Annotated in this window: 26 protein-coding genes; 13 read left to right on the top strand and 13 right to left on the bottom strand. The window is 70.2% G+C overall.

Features of this window, described 5'->3' with window-relative positions; genetic code table 11:
* Window positions 1-5 precede the first annotated feature (5 nt).
* The gene (locus GPZ80_RS17370) at window positions 6-1217 is read left to right on the top strand and encodes a type III PLP-dependent enzyme (protein ID WP_187221419.1); all 1212 of its coding nucleotides are present in this window, start codon (window positions 6-8) and stop codon (window positions 1215-1217) included.
* Between the two features lie 17 nt (window positions 1218-1234).
* Entirely contained in the window at window positions 1235-1693 is a 459-nt protein-coding gene (locus GPZ80_RS17365; protein ID WP_312880396.1) for a hypothetical protein, read from the top strand.
* 27 nt (window positions 1694-1720) lie between these two features.
* Here GPZ80_RS17365 and GPZ80_RS17360 read toward each other — a convergent pair whose 3' ends face one another.
* From GPZ80_RS17360 to glgX, 5 genes are all read right to left on the bottom strand, one after another.
* A complete protein-coding gene (locus tag GPZ80_RS17360; RefSeq protein ID WP_187221418.1) occupies window positions 1721-2875 on the bottom strand; it encodes a tetratricopeptide repeat protein in 1155 nt (384 codons plus the stop codon).
* A 37-nt stretch (window positions 2876-2912) separates the two neighbouring features.
* Complete coding sequence (locus tag GPZ80_RS17355) at window positions 2913-3518, bottom strand: phosphoribosylanthranilate isomerase (protein WP_187221417.1); 606 nt, start codon at window positions 3516-3518, stop codon at window positions 2913-2915.
* Window positions 3519-3629: 111 nt separating this feature from the next.
* A complete protein-coding gene (locus GPZ80_RS17350; protein ID WP_187221416.1) occupies window positions 3630-4025 on the bottom strand; it encodes a rhodanese-like domain-containing protein in 396 nt (131 codons plus the stop codon).
* The gene (locus GPZ80_RS17345; RefSeq protein ID WP_187221415.1) at window positions 4022-4561 is read right to left on the bottom strand and encodes a cysteine dioxygenase; all 540 of its coding nucleotides are present in this window, start codon (window positions 4559-4561) and stop codon (window positions 4022-4024) included. Before GPZ80_RS17345 ends, GPZ80_RS17350 begins: the two co-directional genes overlap by 4 nt.
* Before the next feature lie 377 nt (window positions 4562-4938).
* Window positions 4939-7056: a glycogen debranching protein GlgX gene (gene glgX, locus GPZ80_RS17340; protein WP_187221414.1), complete on the bottom strand. Its 2118-nt coding sequence runs from the start codon at window positions 7054-7056 to the stop codon at window positions 4939-4941.
* Window positions 7057-7128: 72 nt separating this feature from the next.
* Here glgX and GPZ80_RS17335 point away from each other — a divergent pair, with 72 nt between their 5' ends.
* The 4 genes from GPZ80_RS17335 to GPZ80_RS17320 are packed head-to-tail and all read left to right on the top strand — an operon-like array spanning window position 7129 to window position 10909.
* The gene (locus tag GPZ80_RS17335; RefSeq protein ID WP_187221413.1) at window positions 7129-7956 is read left to right on the top strand and encodes an ABC transporter ATP-binding protein; all 828 of its coding nucleotides are present in this window, start codon (window positions 7129-7131) and stop codon (window positions 7954-7956) included.
* Window positions 7957-8016: 60 nt separating this feature from the next.
* Window positions 8017-8796, top strand: a complete 780-nt coding sequence (locus tag GPZ80_RS17330) for an enoyl-CoA hydratase/isomerase family protein (RefSeq protein ID WP_187221412.1) — start codon at window positions 8017-8019, stop codon at window positions 8794-8796.
* Window positions 8786-9742, top strand: coding sequence for a class I SAM-dependent methyltransferase (locus tag GPZ80_RS17325; RefSeq protein WP_187221411.1), 957 nt, complete (start codon window positions 8786-8788; stop codon window positions 9740-9742). Before GPZ80_RS17330 ends, GPZ80_RS17325 begins: the two co-directional genes overlap by 11 nt.
* On the top strand, window positions 9743-10909 hold the full coding sequence (locus tag GPZ80_RS17320; protein WP_187221410.1) for a class I SAM-dependent methyltransferase: 1167 nt from the start codon (window positions 9743-9745) through the stop codon (window positions 10907-10909).
* A 79-nt stretch (window positions 10910-10988) separates the two neighbouring features.
* On the opposite strand, the gene GPZ80_RS17315 is transcribed toward GPZ80_RS17320, so the two are convergent.
* Complete coding sequence (locus tag GPZ80_RS17315; RefSeq protein ID WP_187221409.1) at window positions 10989-11930, bottom strand: nucleoside hydrolase; 942 nt, start codon at window positions 11928-11930, stop codon at window positions 10989-10991.
* Between the two features lie 49 nt (window positions 11931-11979).
* Between GPZ80_RS17315 and GPZ80_RS17310 the strand changes: the two genes are divergently transcribed.
* Window positions 11980-12735, top strand: a complete 756-nt coding sequence (locus GPZ80_RS17310; RefSeq protein ID WP_187221408.1) for an acyltransferase — start codon at window positions 11980-11982, stop codon at window positions 12733-12735.
* An 82-nt stretch (window positions 12736-12817) separates the two neighbouring features.
* On the opposite strand, the gene GPZ80_RS17305 is transcribed toward GPZ80_RS17310, so the two are convergent.
* Genes GPZ80_RS17305 through GPZ80_RS17290 form a run of 4 tightly spaced genes read right to left on the bottom strand, consistent with a single transcriptional unit; the run spans window position 12818 to window position 17260 of the window.
* Window positions 12818-14071, bottom strand: coding sequence for a glycosyltransferase family 4 protein (locus tag GPZ80_RS17305; protein ID WP_187221407.1), 1254 nt, complete (start codon window positions 14069-14071; stop codon window positions 12818-12820).
* A gap of 32 nt (window positions 14072-14103) precedes the next feature.
* Entirely contained in the window at window positions 14104-15624 is a 1521-nt protein-coding gene (locus tag GPZ80_RS17300; RefSeq protein WP_187221406.1) for a 1,4-alpha-glucan branching protein domain-containing protein, read from the bottom strand.
* Complete coding sequence (locus tag GPZ80_RS17295) at window positions 15621-16385, bottom strand: class I SAM-dependent methyltransferase (RefSeq protein ID WP_187221405.1); 765 nt, start codon at window positions 16383-16385, stop codon at window positions 15621-15623. Before GPZ80_RS17295 ends, GPZ80_RS17300 begins: the two co-directional genes overlap by 4 nt.
* 38 nt (window positions 16386-16423) lie before the next feature.
* On the bottom strand, window positions 16424-17260 hold the full coding sequence (locus tag GPZ80_RS17290) for an SAM-dependent methyltransferase (protein WP_187221404.1): 837 nt from the start codon (window positions 17258-17260) through the stop codon (window positions 16424-16426).
* Window positions 17261-17395: 135 nt separating this feature from the next.
* Between GPZ80_RS17290 and GPZ80_RS17285 the strand changes: the two genes are divergently transcribed.
* The gene (locus tag GPZ80_RS17285; RefSeq protein WP_187221403.1) at window positions 17396-18271 is read left to right on the top strand and encodes a Sco1979 family transcriptional regulator; all 876 of its coding nucleotides are present in this window, start codon (window positions 17396-17398) and stop codon (window positions 18269-18271) included.
* Between the two features lie 161 nt (window positions 18272-18432).
* A complete protein-coding gene (locus GPZ80_RS32770) occupies window positions 18433-19032 on the top strand; it encodes a DUF397 domain-containing protein (protein WP_246477195.1) in 600 nt (199 codons plus the stop codon).
* Window positions 19033-19132: 100 nt separating this feature from the next.
* Here the strand turns inward: GPZ80_RS32770 and GPZ80_RS17270 are convergent, their stop codons facing one another.
* A complete protein-coding gene (locus GPZ80_RS17270) occupies window positions 19133-19969 on the bottom strand; it encodes a DegV family protein (protein ID WP_376771688.1) in 837 nt (278 codons plus the stop codon).
* Window positions 19970-20237: 268 nt separating this feature from the next.
* On the opposite strand from GPZ80_RS17270, the gene GPZ80_RS17265 reads away from it, so the two are divergent.
* The 4 genes from GPZ80_RS17265 (at window position 20238) to GPZ80_RS17250 (ending at window position 23800) form a co-directional block, all read left to right on the top strand.
* Entirely contained in the window at window positions 20238-21023 is a 786-nt protein-coding gene (locus GPZ80_RS17265) for an electron transfer flavoprotein subunit beta/FixA family protein (protein ID WP_187221401.1), read from the top strand.
* A 23-nt stretch (window positions 21024-21046) separates the two neighbouring features.
* Complete coding sequence (locus GPZ80_RS17260; RefSeq protein WP_187221400.1) at window positions 21047-22030, top strand: electron transfer flavoprotein subunit alpha/FixB family protein; 984 nt, start codon at window positions 21047-21049, stop codon at window positions 22028-22030.
* 145 nt (window positions 22031-22175) lie between these two features.
* Window positions 22176-22928, top strand: a complete 753-nt coding sequence (locus tag GPZ80_RS17255; RefSeq protein ID WP_187221399.1) for a GNAT family N-acetyltransferase — start codon at window positions 22176-22178, stop codon at window positions 22926-22928.
* A 2-nt stretch (window positions 22929-22930) separates the two neighbouring features.
* A complete protein-coding gene (locus GPZ80_RS17250) occupies window positions 22931-23800 on the top strand; it encodes a lysophospholipid acyltransferase family protein (protein WP_187221398.1) in 870 nt (289 codons plus the stop codon).
* On the opposite strand, the gene GPZ80_RS17245 is transcribed toward GPZ80_RS17250, so the two are convergent.
* Entirely contained in the window at window positions 23792-24403 is a 612-nt protein-coding gene (locus tag GPZ80_RS17245) for a class F sortase (protein ID WP_512699353.1), read from the bottom strand. The genes GPZ80_RS17250 and GPZ80_RS17245 overlap by 9 nt on opposite strands.
* Window positions 24404-24408: 5 nt before the next feature.
* Window positions 24409-24753, bottom strand: coding sequence for a hypothetical protein (locus tag GPZ80_RS17240; protein ID WP_187221397.1), 345 nt, complete (start codon window positions 24751-24753; stop codon window positions 24409-24411).
* Window positions 24754-24892 lie beyond the last annotated feature (139 nt).

Here is a 24892-nt window from a genome sequence, read left to right as displayed (position 1 = left end):
ACCCGTTGACGACTGTCCTTCCCGCCGCAGTCCTCGCGCCCGCGGGCACGCCCCTGACCGCTCGGGTCACGGAGGCGGTCCGGGGGCTCGACGGGTCCCCTACCTACGTCTACGACCTGGAGCACCTCGACGCCCATGCGGGGGCGATCCGGGCCGCGCTCGGGTCCGTGGAGCTGATCCACGCCGTGAAGGCGAACCCCGACCCGGGGCTGCTGCGGGTGATCGCCCGGCATGTCGACGGCCTGGAGGTGGCCAGCGGCGGGGAACTGGCGCATGTGCGGCAGATGGCCCCGGACGTCCCGCTCGCCTTCGGCGGTCCAGGGAAGACCGACACCGAACTCACCGCCGCGCTGCACGCGCGGGTGGAGCGGTTCCACGTGGAAAGCCTGAACGAACTGCGCAGGCTTGATGTGCTGGCGAGGGAACTGGGCACCCGAGCGCGGGTGCTGCTTCGAGTGAACCTGCCGACCGGCGGTGCCGTCGGGGTGCTGACCATGGGGGGCCGCCCGAGCCCGTTCGGCATGGACCCGGCCGAAGCGGACACCTGTGCGGCGTCGCTGGAATCGTCGCGCGGCATCGAGTTCGTCGGGATCCACGCCCACCTGGCGAGCGGGTCGGACCCTGAGCCCTGCGCCGCACAGGGCGCCGCCATCCATCACTGGGCCATCGATTACGCGCGCAGGCACGGGCTTCCGCTCGCCGAGGTCAACATCGGCGGCGGGATGAACGTCGACTACGTCCGGCCCGAACGGGTCTTCGACTGGGCCGAGTACGCCAGGCACCTGAGCGCGCTCCCTGAGGGCCCCGTGGTGCGGATCGAGCCGGGCCGCGCGGTGAGCGCCTACTCCGGTTGGTACGCAACGGAAGTGTTGGATATCAAGCGGAGCCACGGGGAATGGTTCGCCATCTGCGCGGGCGGGACGCACCACCTGCGCACACCGGCCGCGAAGGGCCACGACCAGCCGCTCGCGGTGCTGCCGGTGCGGCGTTGGGACCGCCCGTGGGACCGCCCCGGCTGCGGCCCCGACGACGCGATCACCTTCGTCGGTCAACTGTGCACCCCGAAGGACGTGCTGGCGCGCTCGGTCCGGGCGGGCCGGGTGCGGATCGGCGACAAAGTGGTGTTCGCGCTGGCTGGCGCGTACGCGCAGAACATCAGCCATGTCGAGTTCCTGATGCACGACCGCCCCGCCGTCACCCACGTCGGCGACTGCTGAAGTGCGACACTGACACCGTGGACCCGCACGATCCTCGCCACCCCTCCCGCGGCGCACTCCGCGACGGCCTGCTCGCGGGCGCCGTGGCCGGGGTGCTGAGCGGGGCTCCTTCGACCGCGTGGGCGATCGTCGCGGGCCAGGACCCGTTGGCGGCCACCCGCGCCGCGGGCTCCCTGCTCCTGCCGAACGAAACCCGCCGCGGACGCCTGCTCGCCGGAGCTGCCGTCGCCCACACGGCCTTGTCCCTGGGCTGGGCGACCGCCCTCGCCGCGACCCTGCCGAGTCGGCACACCACGGCGGCGGGCGCGGTGGCGGGTCTCGCCATCGCGGCGCTGGACCTGGGCCTGGTCGGGCGCCGGTTTCCGCGGATCAGGGAGCTGCCGGTGTTGCCTCAGGTAGCCGACCATGTGGCTTTCGGTCTGGTGGTCGGAGCCGTCCTCACCCGGGTCCGGTCGCGCCGGACTTCGCGTCCCTGACCGGCGGGTTCACCTCACTGGGAGAGATCAGGCGATGTCGAGGCGGCTGCGCAGGACCGCCACGCGCGGCCACCACGGGACCAGCTTCTCCGCCTCGGCCAACGCGGTGCGCGCTGAGCGGTTGTCGCCCGCGGTCATGTGCGCGCGGGCCAGGGTCGCGAGGTCGTCGGCCCGGCCCAGGCGGTCGTCGCCGGATTCCGCCGCCAGGCGGGCCAGGGAGATCGCGCGGCTGGTGTTGCCCGACAACAGTTCGTGCAGGGCACGGGTGCCGTTCAGCTTGTGCTCGGGGTATCCGAGGGTCACCGCGTTCTCGATGGCCTTGGCCGCCGTGCCCAGTCCGATCTCCGCGTCGAGCTGACCGGCTTCCACCGTGGCGCACGCCAACCCGCCCAAGGCGGCGAACGCCACCGCGGCTTCGGCGGGCGTCTGGTCGCGGTCCTCGACGATCGTCATCGCCACCATCATCGCCTCGGCGTAGCGGCCCTGGGCTTGCAGCACCAGGACCCGCGCCGCCGTCGCCGTGCGCAGCGCCGGGTATTCGTCGCGCAGCCTTGCCGCCAGTTCGGCGGCGAGGTCGAGCTTGCCCTCCTGGGCGGCGTCGACGGTCTGGCCCACCAGCGGAGCGGCATCCAGCTGCTGGGCGCGGACACCGGTGAGGGCCGGGAGCTTGAAGACCAGCCAACCGGTGGAGGTGGACGTCGCGGTCTTCCGCGGGATGAAGGCATGCCCCACCGTGATCACGCAGGCAACCGCGAGGCCCAGCCGGAAGCCGGAAGGCGCGGCGAGGGCGTTGAACCCGACCACGACCGCGGCAGCCACACCAGCGGCCATCGAACACAGCGCGGCGCCCCACATACGTTTGCGGGCGGGAGCGATCCCAGGACCCACCGACACCGACAGGAACACCGGCACCGCACGCAGCACGACAACCCGCCTCGGCGTCGTCCAGTCCTTCAGGCGGGCGCCGATCCCGATCACGACCCGGTGCACGCGGGCCCGGAGGGCGATGGCGCCGAGCAGCAGTCCCAGTTGGAGCGAGAGAAGACCGATGAGGTGCCCGGCCACCGCGCCCGCCAGCCCCAGCGCGACCTGGGCCACCGATCGCTCGAGAACCGCGACGACCACCCCGGTGACGAACACCGAAAGGAACACGGGACCGGAGACCACTCGAAGTAACCGCACGATAGGCAGACGCTACCCGGCCGCGACCGGTTCCGTGTCAGGTCGCGGAGCGGGCCGCCCTGACGAAGTCCCGGATCAGGCCCTGGTCCTTCACCCCGCGGCTCGACTCGACCCCGCTGGACACGTCGACACCCCAGGGGCGCGACGCGGCGATGGCGGTGCCCACGTTGGCCGGGTCGAGTCCGCCCGCGAGGATCCACTTCCCCTGCGGCCAGGCCCCGTCGAGGGTGGCGAGGTCCCATCGCTCGCCCGAGCCCGCGACCGGCGAGTCGAGCAGCAGCATGTCCTCGCCGAACGCCCCGACCTCGACGTCGGTCGTCGGCTTCAGCGCGGTCGCCCGGATGAGCTGGACCGGGACGCCCGCGAGGTCGGCGAAGGCGGTGTGCGGGTAGTCGCCGTGCAGCTGGACCGCCCGCAGACCGGCGGCGACGGCGATCTCGCCCGCCGCGGTGGCCGACACGTCGCTGAAGACCCCGACGGTGAGCACGTCGTCGGGGACGCGGGCGGCAAGGCGCGCGGCCAGTTCGGGGTCGACCCGGCGCACGCTTCGCTCGGCGAACACGAACCCGATGGCATCCGCCCCGGCCTCGACCGCCGTGTCGACATCGGCCACCGTGCGCAACCCACAGACCTTCACGAACATGCCCTACTGTGACATGGCGCCGCCTTCGGCGGCGCGGCTCGGTCGCCTTGATGGTCACCGCGACCGAGCAGGGCTGGGTATCGGCGCCATGTGTCACAGCGACTCGCGGGGTCAGGGGATCGCGGGGGTGCCGCCGTCGTGGGTGGGGAGGCCTGCTGCGTGCCAGGCGCGGTAGCCGCCGATCAGGTCGGTGGCGTTGCGCAGGCCCAGGCGTTTGAGGTCGCGGGCGGCGAGGGACGAGGCGTAGCCCTCGTTGCACAGGACGATCACGGTGGTGTCTTCGCTGAAGCCCGCGATCCGGTGCTCACCGTGCGGGTCGAGCCGCCACTCCAGGTGGATTCGCTCGATCGGGACAGACCCGGGGATCTCGCCCTCCTCGGCGCGGTTGGCGACCGGGCGGATGTCGACGAACAGGGCGCCCTCCTGCCGCAGGCGTTCCGCTGTCACCGGGTCGACCCGGTCCAGGTCGGCCCTGGCCCGGGCGAGTTCGTCGTCGATGGCACTCATCGGTGGTCCCGCTGCGCCGGAAGGGACGGGATGGTTTCGGGGACCTCGCGCAGACTCCGATACTCCCGGGTGGGCACCAGCGGCGGCGAGTAGGCGTGCACGCTCGCCGCCATCCGGCTGCCGACATTCTCCACCTGGTGGGCCCGTCCCGCACCGAAGGCGACGCTGGAACCCGCGCGGTGCAACGCGTTGCGGATGGGACCCGCCGGGTAGCGGAACGTCTCGGCGAGTGCCCCCGAGAGCACGGAGAACGACCCGGTCGCGCCCCCGTGGTCGTGCGGCGCCGTGCCCTGGCCGGGCAGCCACGACAGCAGCCACAACTCGATCTCGTCGGTGACCGCGACCCGCGCCCACCAGCGCTGCGGGCTGGAGAAGCGCACGACGTCGAGCAGCGGGACGGACAGGCGGTTGACCGCGGACGCGGTCAGCTGGCGCAGTTCGGCGGGCGTCCATACGGGACGTCGCGGGGCGATGAGGCCGCGCAGCGTGGGGGAGTCGAGACGGGGATGGATGTCGAGATCGGCAAGGGCCGGCATGCGGTGCTCCTGAGTTCGTGTCGGGTGAGGACAGCGAAACGCGGCACCGCCGGGGTGTTTGATCAGGGAAAGGCGGGCCGCGTGGCGGTACAGCCGCACGAGGCCACCAACTGGAGGTCGATCGCGCGGTCACGCCACAGGTGCGACCCGGTCATGCCGCCCATGCTGGCACGGTGGGCTGGTCGCGGTACCGGCTCCCACGTCGTGGAACTTGGACTCGGAGGGCACCGTGATCCACAGGTGACGGCCTGTTGTCCACAGCCTGCGCGCACACCTCCTTGCGCGCCGCCGCCACCGATAGACTGGCCAGGGGCAGCCCCCCAGTGGTGGGTGGGGGTTTGTTGTGGTCCGCTCGGACGCTTGGTTGAAATGCGCGGTCAGGTCGACCTGGGCGCCCGCATCAGCAGGGTCATCCGGCCGGTGAGGTGCACCTTGTCGCCCGGGGCGCAGGGGGTCGAGTCGTCCGGTGCGCCGCGTTGGGTGCGGGTGTCCAGGGTCGGGACGAACCGCTCGCCGTAGCGCGCCGGGGGCAGGGTGAAGTCGATCGGGTCTTGCCCGGCGTGCAGCAGCAGCAGCCAGGAGTCGTCGGGGACGACGTCGCCCTCGCGGGTGCGGGAGAGGCATTCCGAGCCGTCGATCCACATTCCCAAGGTGCGCCGCGATTCGTCGAACCAGTCGTCGTCGGTCATCGGGTTGCCGTCGGGGCGGAACCAGACCAGGTCCGGCTCGCCGGACCTGGTGGGCCTGCCGTCGAAGAACTCCGGTTGACGCAGGGCCGGGGAGTTGGCGCGCAGCGACATCAGGTGGCGGGTGAACGCCAGCAGGTCCTCGCCGCGGGGGGTCGCGGACCAGTCGAGCCAGGACGTGTGGTTGTCCAGGCAGTACGGGTTGTTGTTGCCGTGCTGCGTGCGCCACCGCTCGTCGCCCGCGGTGAGCATCGGGGTCCCGGTGGACAGCAGGAGCGTGCTCAGGATGTTGCGCGCCTGCCTGTCGCGCAGTTCCAGCACCGCCTGGTCCTGCGTCTCGCCCTCCACCCCGCAGTTCCACGACCGGTTGTCGTCGGTGCCGTCCGCGCCGTGTTCGCCGTTCTCGTTGTTGTGCTTGTGGTTGTACGACACCAGGTCGCGCAGGGTGAAGCCGTCGTGGGCGGTGACGAAGTTGACCGACGCCCACGGCCGCCGCCCGTTCGCGGAGTACAGGTCGGAGGACCCCGACAGCCGGTAGGCGACGTCACGCAGCCCGGTGGCGCCGCGCCAGAAGTCGCGGGTGCCGTCGCGGAAGCGGCCGTTCCACTCCGCCCAGTTGACCCCGAAACCGCCGACCCGGTAGCCGTCGCCGGTGGCGTCCCACGGCTCCGCGATCAGCTTCCGGTTGGCCAGCACCGGGTCCGTGGTGATCGCCGTCAGCAGCGGCGCGTCCGGGTGGAACGCGCCGCCGTGCGGCCTGCCGAGGACGCTGGCCAGGTCGATGCGGAACCCGTCGACCCCCATCTCCGTGGCGAAGTACCGCATCGAGTCGGTGATCAGCCGCACCGCGGTCGGCGACCCGGCGTCGATCGTGTTGCCGCACCCGGTGAGGTCGACGTCGTGCCCGTCGGAGTTCAGGACGTAGTACGCCGGGGCGTCGAGCCCGCGCAGCGACACCGTCGGGCCCGCCGCGCCGCCCTCGCAGGTGTGGTTGTAGACGACGTCGAGAATGACCTCGATGCCCGCCGCGTGCAGCGCCGCGACCATGGTCCGGAACTCCTCGACCTCCTTGCCGCGGCGCGACGCGTACGCCGCGTGCGGAGCGAGGAATCCCAAGCTGGCATAGCCCCAGTAGTTGTGCCTGCCCGTCCGCAGCAGCAGCGGCTCGTCGGCGAAACTGTGCACGGGAAGCAACTCGACCGCCGTCACGCCGAGCCGCAGCAGGTACTCGATCACCGCCGGGTGCGCCAGCCCCAGGTACGTCCCGCGCTGTTCCTTCGGAATGTCCGGGTGCAGCTTGGTGAACCCGCGCACGTGCAGCTCATAGATCACCGTCTCCTCGAACGGCACGTCCGGCCGCCGCCCGGTGTCGGGACCACCCAGGGAGGTGACCACCGATAGGGGGACGGAGCCGAGCGAGTCGATCCGCGACGGCGGCCCGGTCATCGGGTCGCCCCGGTAGCCGCGGGTGGCGCCCAGGTCGGTGATCGTTCCGGTGATCCGGCGCGCGTACGGGTCGACGAGCAGCTTCGCCGGATTGCAGCGCAGCCCCCGCGCGGGCTCGTACGGGCCGTGCACGCGGTAGCCGTACCGCTGCCCGGGTGTGACCCCTGGCACAGTCCCGTGCCAGACCCCGAACGTGCGCTCCGCCAGCTCGATCCGGCGCTCGACGCCACCCTCGTTGATCAGGCACAACTCGACGGCGTCGGCGATCGACGACGTCACCGCGAAGCGCACTCCGCCTGCCTCCGGGTGCGCGCCGAGCGGGTAGGGATGACCGGGCAGCAGACGTGGCTCGGAGTGCGTCACCCCTCCATCCTGGCGCACGGGGCCGACAATGCCCGACCCCGACAGCCCCGGCCGTGTCGCGGCAAAGGCAGAATGGCCGCCGTGACCCCGCACACTGACGTCAGCACCGCTCCCGACGACCTGGTTGTGCACATGACGGACGTCGGCGTCCGTCGCGGCACCACGGATCTCCTCAAAGGGGTGAACTGGAACGTCGAGCTCGATGAGCGCTGGGTGATCCTGGGCAGCAACGGCGCGGGCAAGACCACGCTGCTGCGCATGGCGGGTGCCGAGTTGCACCCGACGACGGGCGCCGTGCACGTGCTCGGCGAGCGCCTGGGCAAGGTCGACGTCTTCGAACTGCGCACCCGCATCGGCTTCTGCTCCGCCGCGCTCGCGGGCCGCGTGCCCGCCGAGGAGAAGGTGCTCGACGTCGTCGTCAGCGCAGGCTACGCCGTCCTCGGCCGCTGGCGCGAGAAGTACGACCAGCTCGACACCGGCCGCGCCGGTGAGCTGCTCAAGTCCATGGGCATCGCCCACCTCGCCGACCGCACCTTCGGCACGCTGTCCGAGGGCGAGCGCAAGCGCGCCCTGATCGCCCGCGCCCTGATGACCGACCCCGAGCTGCTTCTGCTCGACGAGCCCGCCGCGGGCCTCGACCTCGGCGGCCGCGAAGACCTGGTCGCGCGCCTCTCGGAACTGGCGATGGACCCCGACGCCCCGGCGACCGTCCTGGTCACCCACCACGTCGAAGAGGTCCCGCCCGGCTTCACCCACCTGCTGCTGCTCTCCGCGGGTGGCGTAGTCGCCCAGGGCTTGATCGAAGACGTGCTGACCAGCGAGAACCTGTCTGCCGCGTTCGGCCAGGACCTCGAACTGGAGCGCTCCGGCGACCGGTACTTCGCCCGCCGCCGCAGCTGAGTTTCGTACTGACAGGTAACCTTCGACGACGTGGTATCGGACCGGTAGGAGGACATCGCCGTGGGTGAGTTCGTTCGGCTTGAGGTCGAGGACGGCATCGGGACCATCCGGCTCGACCGGCCGCCGATGAACGCCATCAACCGCCAACTCCAGGCCGAACTGCGCGAGGTCGCGCAGGAGGCCCGGGAGCGCGACGACGTCAAGGCGGTCATCGTCTACGGCGGCCCGAAGGTGTTCGCGGCGGGCGCGGACGTCAAGGAGTTCGCGGAGATGTCGTACACCGACATCGCCGACTACGCCCCCGAGCTGACCGGGTCGCTCACCGCGATCGCGGAGCTGCCCAAGCCGACCGTCGCGGCCATCACCGGCTTCGCCCTCGGCGGCGGCTTCGAGCTCGCCCTGTGCTGCGACCGCCGCATCGCGGGCGACAACGCCAAGGTCGGCCAGCCGGAGATCCTGCTCGGGATCATCCCCGGCGCAGGCGGCACGCAGCGGCTGGCCCGGTTGATCGGCCCGAGCAAGACCAAGGACCTCGTCTACACCGGCCGCTTCGTCAAGGCCGAGGAGGCGCTCACGCTCGGCATGGTCGACGAGGTCGTCGCCCCCGACGACGTCTACGAGGCCGCCAAGCGCTGGGCCCGCCAGTTCACCACTGGTGCCTCCAGGGCGCTCGCCGCCGCCAAGGCCGCGATCGACGGCGGTCTCGACAACGACCTCGCCAGCGGCCTGAAGCTGGAGACCAACCTCTTCGCGGCGCTGTTCGCGACCGAGGACCGCGACACGGGCCTGAAGTCGTTCATCGAGAACGGGCCCGGAAAGGCGGAGTTCCATGGCCGCTGATCCGACGCCGAACCCGCACGCCACCGCCGCGCAGGTCGAGGCCGCGTTCTCCGACCCCAAGCTCGCGAACGTGCTGTACCACGACTGGGAAGCGGGCTCCTACGACGAGAAGTGGTCGATCTCGTACGACGAGCGCTGCATCGACTACGCCACCGGCCGGTTCAAGGCCGTCGCGGGCGACCAGGAATGGCCGTACGAGACGGCGATGGAGCTGGGCAGCGGCACCGGCTTCTTCCTGCTGAACCTCATGCAGGGCGGCGTCATCAAGAAGGGGTCGGTCACCGACCTCTCGCCCGGCATGGTCGAGGTTGCCCTGCGCAACGCGAGGAGCCTGGGCCTAGACGTCGACGGCCGAGTCGCCGACGCCGAGCGCATCCCGTATGAGGACAACAGCTTCGACCTGGTCATCGGCCACGCCGTGCTGCACCACATCCCCGACATCCCGGCGGCGTTCAGCGAGATCCAGCGGGTGCTCAAGCCGGGCGGCCGGTTCGTCTTCGCGGGCGAGCCGACCAAGATCGGCGACCGCTACGCCCGCAAGCTGGGCCAGGCCACCTGGTGGCTCACCACCAACATCACCAAGCTGGGCGCGCTGAGCTCGTGGCGCAGGCCGCAGGAGGAACTCGACGAGTCCTCCCGCGCCGCCGCGCTGGAGGCCGTGGTCGACATCCACACCTTCGACCCGGCGGAACTGGAGACCCAGGCGCGCGCCGCGGGCATGGTCGAGGTCCGCGCGGTCACCGAGGAGTTCGCCGCGGCCCTGTTCGGCTGGCCGGTGCGCACCTTCGAGGCCGCGGTGCCGCGCGAGAAGCTCGGCTTCGGCTGGGGCATGTTCGCCTTCAAGACCTGGCAGCGCCTGTCGTGGCTCGACGAGCGCGTGCTGCGCAAGGTCCTGCCGCGCGAGCTGTTCTACAACGTGCTCATCAGCGGCCGCAAGCCGAACTGAGTGGGCTACGGATTCACCCTCGGCGACGTGGCGTTCCTGCGGTCGCCGCAAGGAGCGGCGGCGGCAGCCGAGATCGATCGGCTGCCGCTGACCCCCGCGACCTACCTGGCCGACGTCGCCAAAGCGCGCACCCTGGCCGGTGACCGCGCCCCCGCACTGCTGGAAACCGTTCTGTTGCGCCGCAAGGCTGTGTCCAAAGTGGACGACCCGGCCGACTGGCTGTTCACCGACGCCGCACTGCAGCAGGCCACCCCGACCCCCGTCGCCCGACACCGCGCCCGCAGGCTTGCCGGCCGCGACGTCCACGACGTGACGTGCTCGGTCGGCGTGGACCTCGCGGCGGTCTCCGAGGTGGCGGCGAGGTGTGTCGGCTCGGACCTGGACCCGGTCCGTCTGGCCATGGCCCGCCACAACCTCAAGCGCCCCAACGCAATCCTGGCCCGCGCCGACGCCTTGGTGCCCGTCACCAAGGACATGGCAGTCCTGGCGGACCCAGGCCGCCGCGACTCGTCCGGCAGGCGCCGCTGGCGACCAGAGGACTTCGCGCCGCCCCTGGGAACTCTCGCCGAGACGTACCGAGGCCGAGACCTGGCCGTGAAATGCGCCCCCGGCATCGACTTCGACGACGTGCCATGGGCGGATGAGGTCGAAGTCGTCTCCCTCGACGGAGCTGTCCGTGAGGCGTGCCTCTGGACCGGAGGCCTGGCAACGGAAGCCCGCAGACGAGCCACGGTCCTGCGCTCGGACGGTTCAGAATGGACAGTCACCGACCGTCAAGACGACACCTGCCCGGTGACCGAGGTCGGCGAGTGGATCGTCGACCCCGACGGCGCGGTGGTGCGGGCAGGCTTGGTCCGCCACTACGCCGCCGCCCACCGCCTAAGCCAACTCGACGAACGAATCGCCTACCTCACCGGCCCGGAACCCCCACCGGGAATCCGTGCTTTCCACGTACTCGAACACGGCAAGTACAGCGAGAAGACCTTGCGCGCCACCCTGTCCAAACGTGGCATCGGACGCCTGGAAATCCTGGTACGGGGCCTGGACATCGACCCGAACGCATTGCGGCCGAGGCTGAAACTCAAGGGCCCCAACGAAGCCTCAGTGGTCCTCACCAGAACCGGCCGCTCGCCGGTAGCGATCGTCTGTGAAGCACAAAGAACTTAATCAACAAGCCGCGGCCCACGCCCAGAGAACGCGAGCACCCCGAAACGCAACGGGCCAGGACAGGCACCCCGCAGAAACGTCAGGAAAGCCCGAGCAGGATGAACTCCCGCAACGACGCCAACTCGGCATCCACAGCGACATCGATCGCACGAGCAGAAGTCGTGTCGTTGTACTGAGTCAACCGCCGATCAGCCAACGTCGCCCCCCGAGCAGGCCCAAACGCCGTCTCAACCCGAACGGGAAGCCGCTCAGTCCGCAAAATCCCCGGACAAACAGCCTCCGCCACCGCCACGGCATCGTGAATCACCATGCCGTCGAAGTTCATCAACTCGCTGTAGTGCGCCCGATATGAGCCGGTCAGTGCCGTAAGGGTCGCCCCAAGCGGCCCCGAAGCGGCCAGCCGCGAAAGCCAATCCGCGTCGACCCGGCACCGATACGTCAGATCCATCGGGACCAACACGGTCGGGACGGACTCCTCCACCAACACCCGCCGAGCCGCCTCCGGGTCCGACCAGATGTTGAATTCGGCGGCCGAGGTCGCGTTCCCACCCGCCAGCCCGCCGCCCATGATGACCAGCCGCTCGATTCGGGGAGCGAGTTCCGGGTGGGTGGCCAGCAGCAGGGCGATGTTCGTCAGCGGCCCGATCGGGACGATCGTCACCGGGGTCGGCGAGGCCCGCAGCACCCGTGCCATCAACTCCACCGCGCCCACCGGTTCCGCACCCCGGGTGCGTGCGGGCAGCAGGTCCGCTCCACCAGAGAGCCCGTCCTCCCCGTGCGCGGCCTTCCCCTCAGCCGCCTGCGGATGCACCAAGGGCCGAGCGGCCCCGGCGGCAACGGGGACGTCCTCACGGCCGCACAGCGCCATCAGCCGCAGCGCGTTGCGGGTCGTCGATTCCAGGCTCACGTTGCCGAACACCGTCGTCACCGCCAGCAGGTCCACCTCGGGCGAGCGGGCGGCCAGACAGAGGGCGAAGGCGTCGTCGACGCCGGGGTCCGTGTCGATGATCAGGCGAGGCATACGACCACCCTGCCACCGCCGCCCTACTGCTGGGTTAACGTTTTCGTCCATGACGTCCATGTGGGGCTCGCCCGTGTCCGATCGACTGCGATTCTGGTCGCGCGCCCACCGCGACCCCGCCCAGGCACGCTTCCTGACCAGGGACTCCCTGCGCTGGGTGCTGCGCAACCGGGCGTACACGCCCTGGTACCTGGTCCGGTACTACCGCCTGCTGAAGTTTCGCCTGGCCAACCCCCACATCGTCCTGCGCGGCATGGTGTTCCTCGGCAAGGACGTCGAGATCCACGCCCGACCAGGCTTCGGCAGGCTGGAAATCGGCCGCTGGGTCCACATCGGCGACGGCAACGCCATTCGCTGCCACGAGGGCTCGATGCGGATCGGCGACAAGGTCGTGTTCGGCAGGCAGAACGTCGTGAACTGCTACCTGGACGTCGAGTTCGGCGAGGCCGCCCTGGTGGCGGACTGGGTCTACATCTGCGACTTCGACCACGTCACCGCCGATATCCACCAGCCGATCAAGGACCAGGGAATCGTGAAGTCTCCGGTGCGAATCGGGCCGGACACGTGGATCTGCACGAAGGTCACGGTCACCAAGGGCACTCGCATCGGCCGAGGCTGTGTCATCGGAGCCCACGCGGTTGTCCGGGGGGAGATCCCGGACTACGCCATCGCGGCGGGAATGCCCGCGAAGGTGGTCAAGAGCCGCCTCACCGCCTACGAAGCCGACGCCGCCCGCCGCGCCGCCGTCGAGGACATGGACCGCAAGGCCCGCAAAGCCCTCCAAAAGTCCCTCGAGTCCACCTGACCCACTCGCGAGTCCCCACCTCCCGACAATGAGTCCTCAGTTCAAGTGAGAACTCACTGTCGGGAAGTGGGGACTCGCGGGGTCAGATGATGAAAGCGTTGCCGCTGGCGATCTTTGGCCTGCCGAGCTGTCTCGGTGCCGCCGTCTCGGCGCGGGCGTAGACCTCCGCCGTCTGCTCGGCGATCCGATTCCAGTCGAAGTCCACCGCCAGTCGCGCCTTGGCCATCCGGGCCCGTCGCTTGGCGCTGGCCGGATCGTCCAACACCCGCCGAACCGCTGTCGCGATGCCGTCCATGTCGCCCGGGGTGAACGACAGCCCGGTCTCCCCGTCGACCACGACCTCACCCAGCCCGCCTGCCGTCGACGACACCAGCGGAGCCCCCGCCGCCGCCGCTTCCAGAGCCACGATTCCGAAGGGCTCGTACCGGCTGGGCAGTACCACCGCGTCCGCCGCCGCCAAGGTCGAGCCGAGTTCGCGGTCCGACATGTGGCCCGCGAAGTCGATCGCGCGCCGGACGCGGAGTTTGCGGGCCAGTTCTTCCAGTTGCTTCGCGTACGTGCCGCGGCCCGCCACCACCAGCCGCGTGCCCGGGTGGGTGCGGCGGATCCTCGGCAGCGCGCCGATCAGGTCCTGGACGCCCTTCTCCCATTCGAGCCTGCCGAAGAACAGCAGCAGCGGAGCGTTCGCGGGGCTGTGTGAGACGCGCGCCTCGCGGATGGCCGCGGGCGGGACCCGCCAACTGCGCGGCTCGATGCCGTTGTGGATGACCGTGATGGTCTCCGGGTCGACCTCGAACAGGTGCGACACCTCGGCCCGCATGGCCGACGAGCACGTGATCAGGGCGTCCGAGCGGTTGGCCAGCCACCACTCGACCGAGTGAATTTGCTGGTTGAGTGGCTGGGACAGCCAGCCGCTGTGCCTGCCCGCCTCGGTGGCGTGCACGGTCGACACCAGCGGCGCCTTCGCCTGCTCGGCGAGCGCGATGGCCGGGTGGGTGACCAGCCAGTCGTGGGCGTGCACGACGTCGGGGCGCCAGCCGTCGATCAGGGACAGGCCCGCGCGGATCATCGCGTGGCCCATGGCCAGGGTCCAGGCGACCAGGTCCTTCTCGAACACCAGGTGCGTGGGGTCCTCGGCGACCCGGATGACCCGGACACCGTCGTGGACGTCGTCCTCGGTCGGGTGCGTCGCGGCGTCGGTTCCCGCCTCGTGCCTGCACAGCACGACGACCTCATGTCCCAGGTCGCTGAGGTGTCGGGCGATCGCGTGCACATGCCTGCCGAGCCCCCCGACAACGACAGGGGGGTACTCCCAGGACAGCATCAGCACGCGCATCGAGCGAATCCTCGCTTTCGGGTCTCGAAACCCTACTCGTCAGTACCCAGCCGGCGTGCATCGAGTCCGGCGAAGGGCCCGTCCTCGGAGACGAGCTCGGCGGCCCGCTGTGACGCGCGGTCGCGCGCACCCGCGCGAATTAGGCTCGCCAGCTCCGCGTAGCGCTCGCCGTGCACCTTGGCCCGACGCCGAGCGTAATCGGCCGCCGAGTCCTTGGTGACCATGAAGGCCCAGTCGCTGGACAGGGCCAAGAGGGCTTCCCGCACCACCTGGTCCATAACCGGGTCTCGATCATCAACCGAGTGCTTATCGACGAGGTCGAGCAGGTCGCGCTGCAACTCCGCCCCCGCGTGCACGAGGTCGGCGACCTGCTCGCCGTCCCACACCCGCCAGTCCTTGCCCGAACCCCACGACGACGCGGGCAGGTCGACCCGCCCGCCGAGGTGCCCGGCGTCGAGCGCGCCGCGCAGCGTGGTGACTCGAACTCCGGCCTCGGGCAGCGCCCGCAGCACCTTCTCCAGCCAGACCGGGCCCTCGTGCCACCAGTGCCCGTACAGCTCCGTGTCGTACGCGGACACAACCAGACCCGGATTGCCGTGCTGCTCACGCAGGTCCGTCAGCCGCCGCACGACGGTGTCGACGAAGTCGGTGACGTGCCGCTCGATCGCCTGGGCGGCCAGCGCGGGCTCGTAGGGCCGCTTGTCCCCGGGCTCGACGTTGCGCCCGGTCACCCGCGACGGCTTCAGCCCCGACGGGTGGTCGTAGGTGTGGAAGTCGCGGTAGGCCGGGTCGCCCGGGTAGCTCGCCTTGGGCGACCAGACTCGGTAGGTGACCTCCAGATCGCGCCCGAAGCACACGACGTCGGAGTCGCCCACCGTGCGCGCGGCCGAGGTGTCGCCGTGCAGCGCCGGACCGTCGACCAGGAACCGCCGGACACCCGCCGCCGCGTACCCGGTCTCCATTCCCGGCGCGTAACCGCACTCCGGCGCCCAGATGCCCTCGGGTCGGTGCCCGATCCGTGCCTCGGTGTCGTCGAGCCCAGCGCGCAGGGCGAACGCGCGCAGTCGCGGGTCGAGAAGCGGCTGGAACGGGTGAGTTGCCGGGCCGCCGATCAGCTCGATCACGCCGCTGCCGACCAGGGTCCGCAAAATCGGCGAAAACCCGCTACTCCAGTGCGTCTCGAACTCGGTCAGCGCCGCCGCGGACGCCCGGAACTCGGCCGCGGCGACCTCACGCAGCAACGGGTCCGCGCTCTGCCAGCGGACGCCCGCGTACTGCGCCCGCAGGTTCCAGTTGCCCAGCCAGTCGTGCACCCCGCGCAGTGAATACGGATCGTCGAGCTGCGCGGCCAGCACCGGGGTGACGCCCAGGGTGAACATGTCGCGCTTGCCCTCGGCGGCGAAGCGCCGGGCCAGGTCCACGATCGGCAGGTACGAGTGGGCCCACGCCTGGTAGAGCCACTCCTCGCCGACCGGCCACGTGCCGTGGTGCGGCAGCCAGGGCAGGTGGCTGTGCAGGACGAGCGCGAAGCTGCCTATCGGTTCTTTGTTCATGCGCGCGCGATCCCGACCAGGTCGAGGCTGGCGTCGATGTCCGAGGTGGTGATCTCGAAGTCCTCCGCGCGCACCGACGTCACCGCGGCCATCAGCTCGTCGGACCACGGTTCGCCTGACACGGCGACCTCGATCTGCGCGTCGATGATCGACCCGCCCAGTGCCGCGTCCAGTTCGCGCAGCCGTGGGCCGTGGTGCACGCCGCCGAGGAACTCGACCTCGAACCCCGCGTCGACCAGCAGGTCCGCCATCTCGGCGCCCGACAGCTCGCGGGTGTGGAATGGGTTGAGCGGGGTGTCGCGACCGGGGGAGAAGGTGATCCGGTTCGGCGTGGTGATCAGCAGCCTGCCGCCGGGGCGCAGCACCCGACGGCACTCGCGCAGGAAGCCTTCCTGGTCCCACAGGTGCTCGATGACCTGCAGGTTCGCCACCACGTCCACCGAGTCCGACCGCAGCGGCAGCGCCGCGAGGTTGCCCCGCAGCGTGCGCACCGACGGGTACGCCTTGGCCACATGCGCGGCCGTCAGCTGGTCGTAGTCGAGCCCCACGACGAGCCGGGCGTGACCCGCGAGCAGGTCGGCCCCATAGCCCTCACCACACCCGGCCTCCAGGACCACCGCGTCCGCGCAGTGCTTCGCGAGGTCGAGATACGCGACCTCGTGTCGCCGGAACCAGTAGTTTTCCAGCGGGATGCCCGGCACCGTGCGCTCGCCGGTCAGCGGGAGCGGGTCGGCCGTCGGGGCTACGGGATCGGTGGACACGCTGGCACCGTAGCCGATGGCCTACCAGCCAGTACGGATCAGGGCTTGCGGCCCACGCCACCCGCGATGCAGTACTGGACCTGGTCGAGCGGCTTGATCTGCGGACCGTCCGGCCACCAGGTCGCGCACAGCGAGACCCCCGGGTGGACCATGTCCAGGCCCGGGAACATGCCCTCGATCTCCTTCTGCGTGCGGAAGAGACCGGTGCCCATGGGGCTGTGCAGGAACACCTCCTCCATCCGCCGCGCCAGTGCGCTGTGCTCGGCGGTCTGCGGGTCGAGGAAGTGGCTGATGCCGACGAACGAGCCTGAGGGCAGCGCGTCGATGTAGGTCTTCATGATGTCGGCGGGGGAGCGCTCGCCGTCGTAGTGGTGGATCGTGCCCATCTGGAACAGGGCGATCGGCTCGTCGAAGTTGAGGTGGCTGCGCACCGTCTCGTTCTCGAGGATGCGCTCCGGTTCGAAGATGTCCTCGGCGATGAAGTGCGTCTGGTCGTTCTCCTCGAGCAGCGCGCGGCCGTGGGCCAGCACCACCGGGTCGTTGTCGACGTAGACGACCACGGAGTCGGGCTCGATCCGCTGGGCCACCTGGTGGGTGTTCTCCGCGGTCGGGAGGCCGGAGCCGAGGTCGAGGTACTGCTTGATCCCGGTCTGGTTCGCGATGAACCGGGTCGCGCGGATCAGGAAGGCACGGTTGTCGTACGCGAGCTGGGCCGCTTCGGGGGCGACCGCCTTGACGCGGCGGAACACCTCGCGGTCGATCTCGTAGTTGTCCTTGCCATTGAGGAACGCGTCGTAGACTCTCGCGATGCTTGCCTTGCTGGTGTCAATGTAGACAGGCACATCACGTTCGGTCTGCTGGGCGTCGGTGGACATGCTTTCCTCACAGAGCGTCGTGGATCATGGACGGTGCGGAGTCGAGGGGTAACCTCACCTTAGGGGTGTTGGCAAGAGTGCGGCCAGGTAGGGGCCGCATTCCAGCGAAGAGTTCGAGTCGGAAAGGGACTGAGCGTGGCCGACGGCCGCAACGACGGTGGGCAGACTGGCGGCCCGACCGCGCGCAGGATCGTGCTGGGCTCCCAACTCCGCAAACTCCGTGAGAAAGCCGAGATCAGCCGGGGCAAGGCGGGCTACCAGATCCGCGGCTCCGAGTCGAAGATCAGCCGGATGGAACTGGGCCGCGTCGGCTTCAAGGAGCGCGACGTCGAGGACCTGCTGTCCATGTACGGCGTCACCGACAAGGACGAACGCGACCAGTTCATCGCCCTGGTCCGGCAGTCGAACGAGCCCGGCTGGTGGCACCGCTACAGCGACCTCATGCCGACGTGGTTCACCGACTACGTTGGCCTGGAGGAGTCGGCTTCGCGTATCCAGACCTGTGAGCTGCAGTTCGTCCCCGGTCTGCTGCAGACCGAGGAGTACACCAGGGTGCTCGCCAGCCACGGCCGCCCCGAGCTGAGCACCGACGAGACCGAGCGCCGGGTCGCTCTGCGTCTGTCTCGGCAGAAGGTGCTCCACCGCACCGACGCGCCGAAGCTGTGGGCGGTCATCGACGAGTCCGTGCTGCACCGGCCCATCGGCGGCCCGCGGGTGCTGCGCGACCAGATCGACCACCTGCTCGAAGTCACCCGGCTGCCCAACATCAGCCTGCAGGTCGTGCCCTACGCGCTGTCCGGCTACGCCGCGGAGAGCTCGTTCACGATGCTGCGGTTCACCGAGCCGGAACTGCCTGACCTGGTCTACATCGAACACCTCGGCGGCGCGGTCTACCTGGACCGTCGCGAGGAGATCGAGACCTACAGCCGGGTGATCGACCGGCTCGCCGTCGACGCCGAGACGCCGAACCAGACCCGTCAGACGCTGATCAAGCGCCGCGCCGAGATCTGACCGGGCGAAACTGAGCCGACCGCTCGCCGCTCCGATTCGACCGCCGAACGACTCCGGCAGATGCACGTGCATTTGCGTGGGCGGGTGATCGTGTTACCGTCGTCACGTTCAAATGCACGTGCATCTGCAACGTGAGGATGACGTCGGGAGGCGGGGTCGCGATGACCGTGATTCGCAACGGAATGTCAGCAGCACTGGTGACCGGCGCCGACTGGCGCAAGGGCAGCCGGAGTGGCGCGGTAGGAAACTGTGTGGAGGTTTCGCCGGTCTCCGACGGTCGCACCGCGATCCGCGACTCCAAGAGCCCCGACGGTCCGGCTCTGGTCTTCTCCGGGCAGGTCATCCGGTCCTTCACCAGCGCTCTGCGCGGCGGCGTGCTGCGGATGCCGACCGCCGAGACCTACCTGCGCAGGCTCGTGGCCCGCGGCTTCGACTTCCTGCACCCGAGGGACGCGCGCGGTGAGATCGCCGCCGTCGTCGGCGTGCGCGCCCACCACAACGTCATCGACGTCATCCGGCTGCACGCCGAGGACAACGCGATCGCGTCGCGGCTGCCCGCCGACGCCGCGGACGTGCTCAACCCGACCGAGGTGCTGTGGCAGCGCGCAGGCTGGGCCACCGACATCCTGCGCGACCTGCTCGCGCTGCCCGACGACCGCACACCCGGCGCCTTCACGCGCCACCGCACCGAGACCTCGGCCGCGGGCTGCTGGGTGCCCACCGCGCCCGGTCGAGCGAAATGGCTTCCCGCGACGGCCTGACCCCCACGTCGCCGCGCGTGCGTGATGACAGCGCGCCCTGTTCATCACGAACATGAAGACCACCTTTCCCCCGGAAGGTGGTCTTCATGTTTTGGTGGACCTATACCGGCGAGATGGAGATGTTCAGCGCGCCGGGGCCCAAGTGGACCGCCAGGGCGGAGCTGCCCTCGATGATCACGGACTGCCGCGCCTGGGGAACCCGCGGCAGCAGGGCGTCGAGCATCGCCTGAGCCTGTTCCGGCGCGCCCACGTGCCCCACGGCCAGGTCGACCGCCCGGCCGTCGATCCGGCGGACCGCCGTGTCGATGAGCTTGCGCACCGCTCGGCCACCGCCGAGGACCTTCTCCAGCGGTGCCACCTCACCGTCCTTCATGGCCAGCAGCGGCTTGAGCGACAGCGCGGAGCCGATGAGGCTCGCGGTCACGCCGATGCGCCCACCGCGGCGCAGGAACTCCAGGGTGTCCACATAGAGCAGTTCGGAGCAGTCGGCGAGCCTGCGGTTGAGCGCGTCGATGATCCGGGTGGGGTCGCCGCCCGCCGCCGCCACCCGGGCCGCTGTCGTCGCCGCGTACCCAAGGGACATTCCCGTGGTTCGGGAGTCGACGACATGCACGGGGATGGACGCGCGCTCGGCGGCCTGCTTCGCGTGCGCGTAGGTCTGGGACAGGTCGCCGGAGATGTGGACGGACACGATCGCGTCGCACCCGTCGGCCGCGGCGGCCTGGTAGGCCCAGAACAGCGCTGCCGGGTCCGGTGGCTCGGTCGACACGTCGCGGCCCGCCCGCAGCGCGTCGATCAGCATCTTTCGTGGAACCCGGCTCTCGAGATCGAGGTGTCCGTCGATCCGGATTTGTACCGGAACGACAGTCAACCGCCACTGCGCGGCCATCTCGGCGGGCAGGCAGGCGGTTGAGTCCGTGATCACGGCAACCCTCATTCCTAGGACAATAACCCGTTCAGACCAGCGCATCGACGTGCGTATCACCGCCGGGCGGGCCACGTGGTGAGCACTGTCACGGCCCCGCCGGAGGCGTTGCGCCTTGCACCTCAGCTACTGGCGAGTAACATCGGCGTGGCCAAGGCCACCGTGTCAAGCGGCCGACCCGCATGGCAAGGTCAGCCGAACCGCACGAGAATTCAAGGCGGCGCGCTGCCGGTCGGCGGCGAACACACGGTGCTCGTACCCAGGAGGTCGAAGAAGACCCATGCCAAACATCGTTGTCCTGGTCAAGCAGGTGCCAGACACCTACTCGGAGCGCAAGCTCTCCGACTCCGACCACACGCTGGATCGTGAGTCCGCCGACGCGGTGCTCGACGAGATCAACGAGCGCGCCGTCGAGGAAGCGCTGCTGATCAAGGAGGCGCAGGGCGGCGAGGTCACCGTGCTCAGCGTCGGCCCCGACCGTGCGACCGAAGCCATCCGCAAGGCCCTCTCCATGGGTGCGGACAAGGCCGTGCACGTCTCGGACCCGGCTCTGCACGGCTCGTGCGTCTTGCAGACCTCCAAGGTCATCGCCGCCGCGATCGGCAAGGTCGACGGCGTCGACCTCGTCATCGCCGGAAACGAGGCCACGGACGGCCGCTCCGGCGCCGTCCCGGCGATCCTCGCCGAGCTGCTGGGCTACCCGCAGCTCACCCACGCCCGCAAGGTCACCATCGAGGGCGCGTCGATCAAGGTCGAGCGCGAGACCGACGAGGGCATCACGCACCTCGAGGCCTCCCTGCCCGCCGTGGTCAGCGTCGGCGAGAAGATCAACGAGCCGCGGTACCCGTCGTTCAAGGGCATCATGGCCGCGAAGAAGAAGCCGGTCGAGACGTTCACCGTCGCCGACCTCGGCATCGACGCGGGCGAGGTGGGCCTGGCCAACGCCTCGTCCTCCGTGCTCGAGGCGGCCCCGAAGCCCCCGCGCGCGGCGGGCCAGCGGGTCTCCGACGAGGGTGACGGCGGCGTCAAGATCGCCGAGTACCTCATCGCCCAGAAGCTCATCTGACAAGCAGCGAAGGAGGAAACCCCATGTCCGAAGTTCTGGTCCTCGTCGACCACGTCGACGGCGAGATCAAGAAGGTCACCTTCGAGCTGCTGACCGCGGCCCGCCAGATCGGCGAGCCGTCGGCCGTAGTGGTGGGCTCGCCCGGCACGGCGGCCAAGCTCAAGGAGTCCCTGGCGGCCTACGGCGCGGCGAAGGTCTACGTCGCCGAGTCCGACGACGCCACCGGCTACCTGGTCACCCCGAAGGTCGACGTGCTCGCGGCCCTGGTGGAGAAGGCGGCCCCCGCGGCCGTCCTCGTCGCCGCCACGGCCGACGGCAAGGAGATCGCGGGTCGGCTCGCCGCCCGCACCGGTTCCGGCCTGCTGGTCGACGCCATCGGCATTGAAAACACAGCAGGTTCCGGCGACGGCGCTGTTGTTGTCGCCGTGCAGTCCATCTTCGGTGGCGCGTTCGTCGTCAAGTCGAAGTCCAACAAGGGCACGCCGATCGTCTCGGTGCGCCCCGGTGGCCTCGAGGCCGAGCAGGCGCAGGGCGCCGCGGCCGAGGAGGCCGTGGACGTTCCCGCGGCCGACGCGGCCAAGTCGGCCCGCATCACCGGCCAGGAGCCGATCGTCGGCGGCGACCGCCCCGAGCTCACCGAGGCGTCGGTTGTCGTCTCCGGTGGCCGCGGTGTCGGTTCGGCCGAGCAGTTCGAGGTCGTGGAGAAGCTGGCGGACGCGTTCGGCGCGGCTGTCGGCGCCTCGCGTGCCGCGGTCGACTCGGGCTACTACCCGCCGCAGTTCCAGGTCGGTCAGACCGGTAAGACGGTCTCCCCGCAGCTGTACGTCGCGCTCGGCATCTCTGGCGCGATCCAGCACCGCGCGGGCATGCAGACCTCGAAGACCATCGTCGCGGTCAACAAGGACGCCGAGGCGCCGATCTTCGAGATCGCCGACTTCGGTGTCGTCGGCGACCTGTTCGCCGTGGCTCCGCAGCTGACCGAAGAGGTCGGCAAGCGCAAGGGCTGAGCCAAATCAAGATCGAATTCGGGGCGGTTCCCAGTGGGAGCCGCCCCGAACTCTTTGTCCCGGCACTGGCAATTCACTGACTTTCCACCGGCCGGTTACGGGAATGGGCCGGTGACGGTTGCCGTGCGGTCCGTAGAAAACAGATATGACCCACGTGCTGGTGAGCACCCCAGAGACCGGTACCGCTCGCTACTCGCTTCTGGTGGCCAACGATGGCGCCGAAGTGCGCGCCGCGCAGCGACTTCGCCACCAGGTCTTCGCCGAGGAGATGGGCGCGACCCTGCGGACCCCCGAACCCGGTCTCGACGTGGACCGGTTCGACGAGTTCTGCGACCACCTGATCGTCCGTGAGGACACGACCGGCGAAATCGTCGGCACGTACCGGATGCTGTCGCCGGATGGCGCCGCGCGGGCGGGCGGCCTCTACTCGCAGACGGAGTTCGACCTCTCCGCGCTCGCCGGGATGCGCGACGGCCTTGTCGAGACCGGACGGTCCTGTGTGCACGCCGACCACCGCAACGGCGCCGTGGTGAGTCTGGTGTGGGCGGGCATCGCTCGGTACATGCTGCTCTCCGGCAAAAGCTGGCTGGCGGGCTGCGCGTCGGTCCCGCTGACCGACGGCGGAACCCTCGCCGCGGGCGTGTGGAACACCGTGCGCGCCAAGCACTACGCCGACGAGCGCTACCGGGTCCAGCCGCTGAACGCCTGGGACGTCGACTCGGTCGGCGCGCCCGCGCGCACGGTCATGCCGCCGCTGCTCAAGGGCTACTTGCGCCTGGGCGCCTGGGTGTGCGGCCCGCCCGCGCACGACGCCGACTTCGGTGTCGCCGACTTCTTCGTGCTGCTCGGCCTCGAGCACATCGACCAGCGGTACCTGAAGTTCTTCCTCGGGGAGTAGCGATGGCCCACGCCTGGATGCCGACGTCGCCGTGCGGCCCGTCCTGTCTGACCGGTGGCGAGCCGACCGTCGGCCGGGCCCGGGTCGTGGCCCGGCTGGCCGGGGCCGCGGCGGTGCTGCTGGGCAGCGTGCTCGCGGTCCCGCTGCTGCCGGTCATCGGCCGCGCGGGCCGGGAGCTGGTCGCGAAGGCGATTTTCCGTTCCCTGCTGGGGGCTTTCGGGGTTCGGCTGCAGATCAGCGGCGACCTGCGGGCCGACCAGCGACGCGGTGCCCTGGTGGCGACCAACCATGTGTCCTGGTTGGACATCGCCGCGGTGAACGCGATCCGTCCGATGCGCGCGTTGGCCAAACTCGACATCCGCTCATGGCCGGTCCTCGGCCGGGTCGTCGCCGCCGCGGGAACTGTGTTCCTGGAACGGGAAAACCTCCGCGCGCTGCCCACGACGATGACGTCCCTTTCGGACACTCTCCGGTCGGGGTCGCTGGTCTACGTGTGTCCGGAAGGGACGACGTGGTGCGGCCAGGGGGTCGGCCGGTTCCGGCCCGCGGTGTTCCAGGCGGCCATCGACGGCGGTGTGCCGGTGCGCCCGATCGCGCTGCGGTTCCTGATGGCCGACGGCCGCGAGACCACCGCCCCCGCGTTCATCGGCGACGAGACGATCATCGACTCGGTGCTGCGGGTGGCGCGGCTGCGCGGGCTGGTGCTGCAGGTCCAGGTGCTCGACGAGATCGCCCCCGGCCGCGCGGCCGACCGCCGCGAACTCGCGGCGCTGGCCGAGGCGGCGGTGAACTCGGCCCTCGGCCGGGTCACGGTGCCCGCGCAGCGCAGGCGGGTGCGGCCGGTCCGACCGCACCCGGCGCTGTCAGCCTGACTTCGGGGTCGCGTAGGCGATGACGTTGTCGCGGTAGTTGCCCGTGGCGCGGTCGAAGCTGCCGCCGCAGGTGATCAGCCGCAACTCGGGGCCCGCCGTGTCGCCGTAGACCTCTTCGGTGGGGAAGGCGTCCTTCGCCACCTGCTGGAGCCTGCGCACGACGAACGTCACCGTGCTGCCGTCCTCGCGGGCGATCAGCACCTCGTCGCCGGGGGCGAGTTTGGTGAGCTGGTGGAAGATGCCCGGCTTGCCGTCGCCGTCGACGTGCCCGAGCACCACCGACGGGCCGACCTCACCCGGCATCGGTCCCAGTTCGTACCAGGCCGCCTGCAACGGCTGCGAGGTCGGCGGGACCTCCAGCGTCCCGTCGGCGGCGAGCCCGACCGGCACCAGCGACGACTTCGCGCGGATCTTCGGAATCTCCACGGACACCGGCTTTATGCGGGCCGCCGCGGTTGTGCTCTGGCTTGCGGGCGGCGGCGCACTTGACTCACTTGACGACGTGATCGACGGCGTGGACACGGCTGTGGCACAGCCGGACAGCAGTATGAGCGCGACCATGGCCGCCGCGAATCCGCGGCGGCCATGACGAGTGCGGTCCATGACGATCAGTTGGACCCACGCACCGCGCGCCTGCGCAGCGCGAAGGCACCAAACCCGGCGACGAGGGCGGCGCCACCACCGAGCATCAGACCGGTGTTGTCACCCTCCGGGCTGCCGCCACCGGTCTGCACACCACCCTTGGGCCGCGGCCGAGCGGGCGCGGTGGTCGGAATGGGGGTGGGGCTGGAGGTGACCACAGCCGACGACGGCGCGGCGGAGGGCTGCGGGGGCTTGACCGTGGTGGTCGAGGGCGGCGCCGGCTGACCCTGGGCGGCCACGGCCGGGGACATGGTGAACAGGGTCGCGGCGGTGACACCTAGACCGACGAACAGAACGCGGACAGCACGCATGCGCTTCTCCTATGCGTTGGGACAGCGGGGAAATACGCTGTGCCTCGTTTGGGGATACGCATAGGAAGACCGGTTGGCGTCGGCTGTTGGTTCGCCTTAGGAGGTGTTTCGTCGGACAGGACACAGCGGGCAACCTGGC

Origin of the sequence: Actinokineospora xionganensis (genome assembly GCF_014323725.1) — a bacterium.
In the GTDB taxonomy this organism is placed as follows: domain Bacteria; phylum Actinomycetota; class Actinomycetes; order Mycobacteriales; family Pseudonocardiaceae; genus Actinokineospora; species Actinokineospora xionganensis.
Note: the sequence above shows the minus strand (reverse complement) of the source record. Positions and strands in the feature narration are given on the sequence as shown.

Excerpts from the sequence above, each read along its gene's own strand:
- GPZ80_RS17355 (WP_187221417.1), bottom strand. The coding sequence starts at position 3,518 with ATGTTCGTGAAGGTCTGTGGGTTGCGCACGGTGGCCGATGTCGACACG.
- GPZ80_RS17350 (WP_187221416.1), bottom strand. The coding sequence starts at position 4,025 with ATGAGTGCCATCGACGACGAACTCGCCCGGGCCAGGGCCGACCTGGAC.
- GPZ80_RS17345 (WP_187221415.1), bottom strand. The coding sequence starts at position 4,561 with ATGCCGGCCCTTGCCGATCTCGACATCCATCCCCGTCTCGACTCCCCC.
- GPZ80_RS17335 (WP_187221413.1), top strand. The coding sequence starts at position 7,129 with ATGGCCGCCGTGACCCCGCACACTGACGTCAGCACCGCTCCCGACGAC.
- GPZ80_RS17325 (WP_187221411.1), top strand. The coding sequence starts at position 8,786 with ATGGCCGCTGATCCGACGCCGAACCCGCACGCCACCGCCGCGCAGGTC.
- GPZ80_RS17315 (WP_187221409.1), bottom strand. The coding sequence starts at position 11,930 with ATGCCTCGCCTGATCATCGACACGGACCCCGGCGTCGACGACGCCTTC.
- GPZ80_RS17310 (WP_187221408.1), top strand. The coding sequence starts at position 11,980 with ATGACGTCCATGTGGGGCTCGCCCGTGTCCGATCGACTGCGATTCTGG.
- GPZ80_RS17305 (WP_187221407.1), bottom strand. The coding sequence starts at position 14,071 with ATGCGCGTGCTGATGCTGTCCTGGGAGTACCCCCCTGTCGTTGTCGGG.
- GPZ80_RS17300 (WP_187221406.1), bottom strand. The coding sequence starts at position 15,624 with ATGAACAAAGAACCGATAGGCAGCTTCGCGCTCGTCCTGCACAGCCAC.
- GPZ80_RS17290 (WP_187221404.1), bottom strand. The coding sequence starts at position 17,260 with ATGTCCACCGACGCCCAGCAGACCGAACGTGATGTGCCTGTCTACATT.
- GPZ80_RS32770 (WP_246477195.1), top strand. The coding sequence starts at position 18,433 with ATGACCGTGATTCGCAACGGAATGTCAGCAGCACTGGTGACCGGCGCC.
- GPZ80_RS17270 (WP_376771688.1), bottom strand. The coding sequence starts at position 19,969 with ATGAGGGTTGCCGTGATCACGGACTCAACCGCCTGCCTGCCCGCCGAG.
- GPZ80_RS17265 (WP_187221401.1), top strand. The coding sequence starts at position 20,238 with ATGCCAAACATCGTTGTCCTGGTCAAGCAGGTGCCAGACACCTACTCG.
- GPZ80_RS17260 (WP_187221400.1), top strand. The coding sequence starts at position 21,047 with ATGTCCGAAGTTCTGGTCCTCGTCGACCACGTCGACGGCGAGATCAAG.
- GPZ80_RS17255 (WP_187221399.1), top strand. The coding sequence starts at position 22,176 with ATGACCCACGTGCTGGTGAGCACCCCAGAGACCGGTACCGCTCGCTAC.
- GPZ80_RS17250 (WP_187221398.1), top strand. The coding sequence starts at position 22,931 with ATGGCCCACGCCTGGATGCCGACGTCGCCGTGCGGCCCGTCCTGTCTG.
- GPZ80_RS17245 (WP_512699353.1), bottom strand. The coding sequence starts at position 24,403 with ATGGACCGCACTCGTCATGGCCGCCGCGGATTCGCGGCGGCCATGGTC.
- GPZ80_RS17240 (WP_187221397.1), bottom strand. The coding sequence starts at position 24,753 with ATGCGTGCTGTCCGCGTTCTGTTCGTCGGTCTAGGTGTCACCGCCGCG.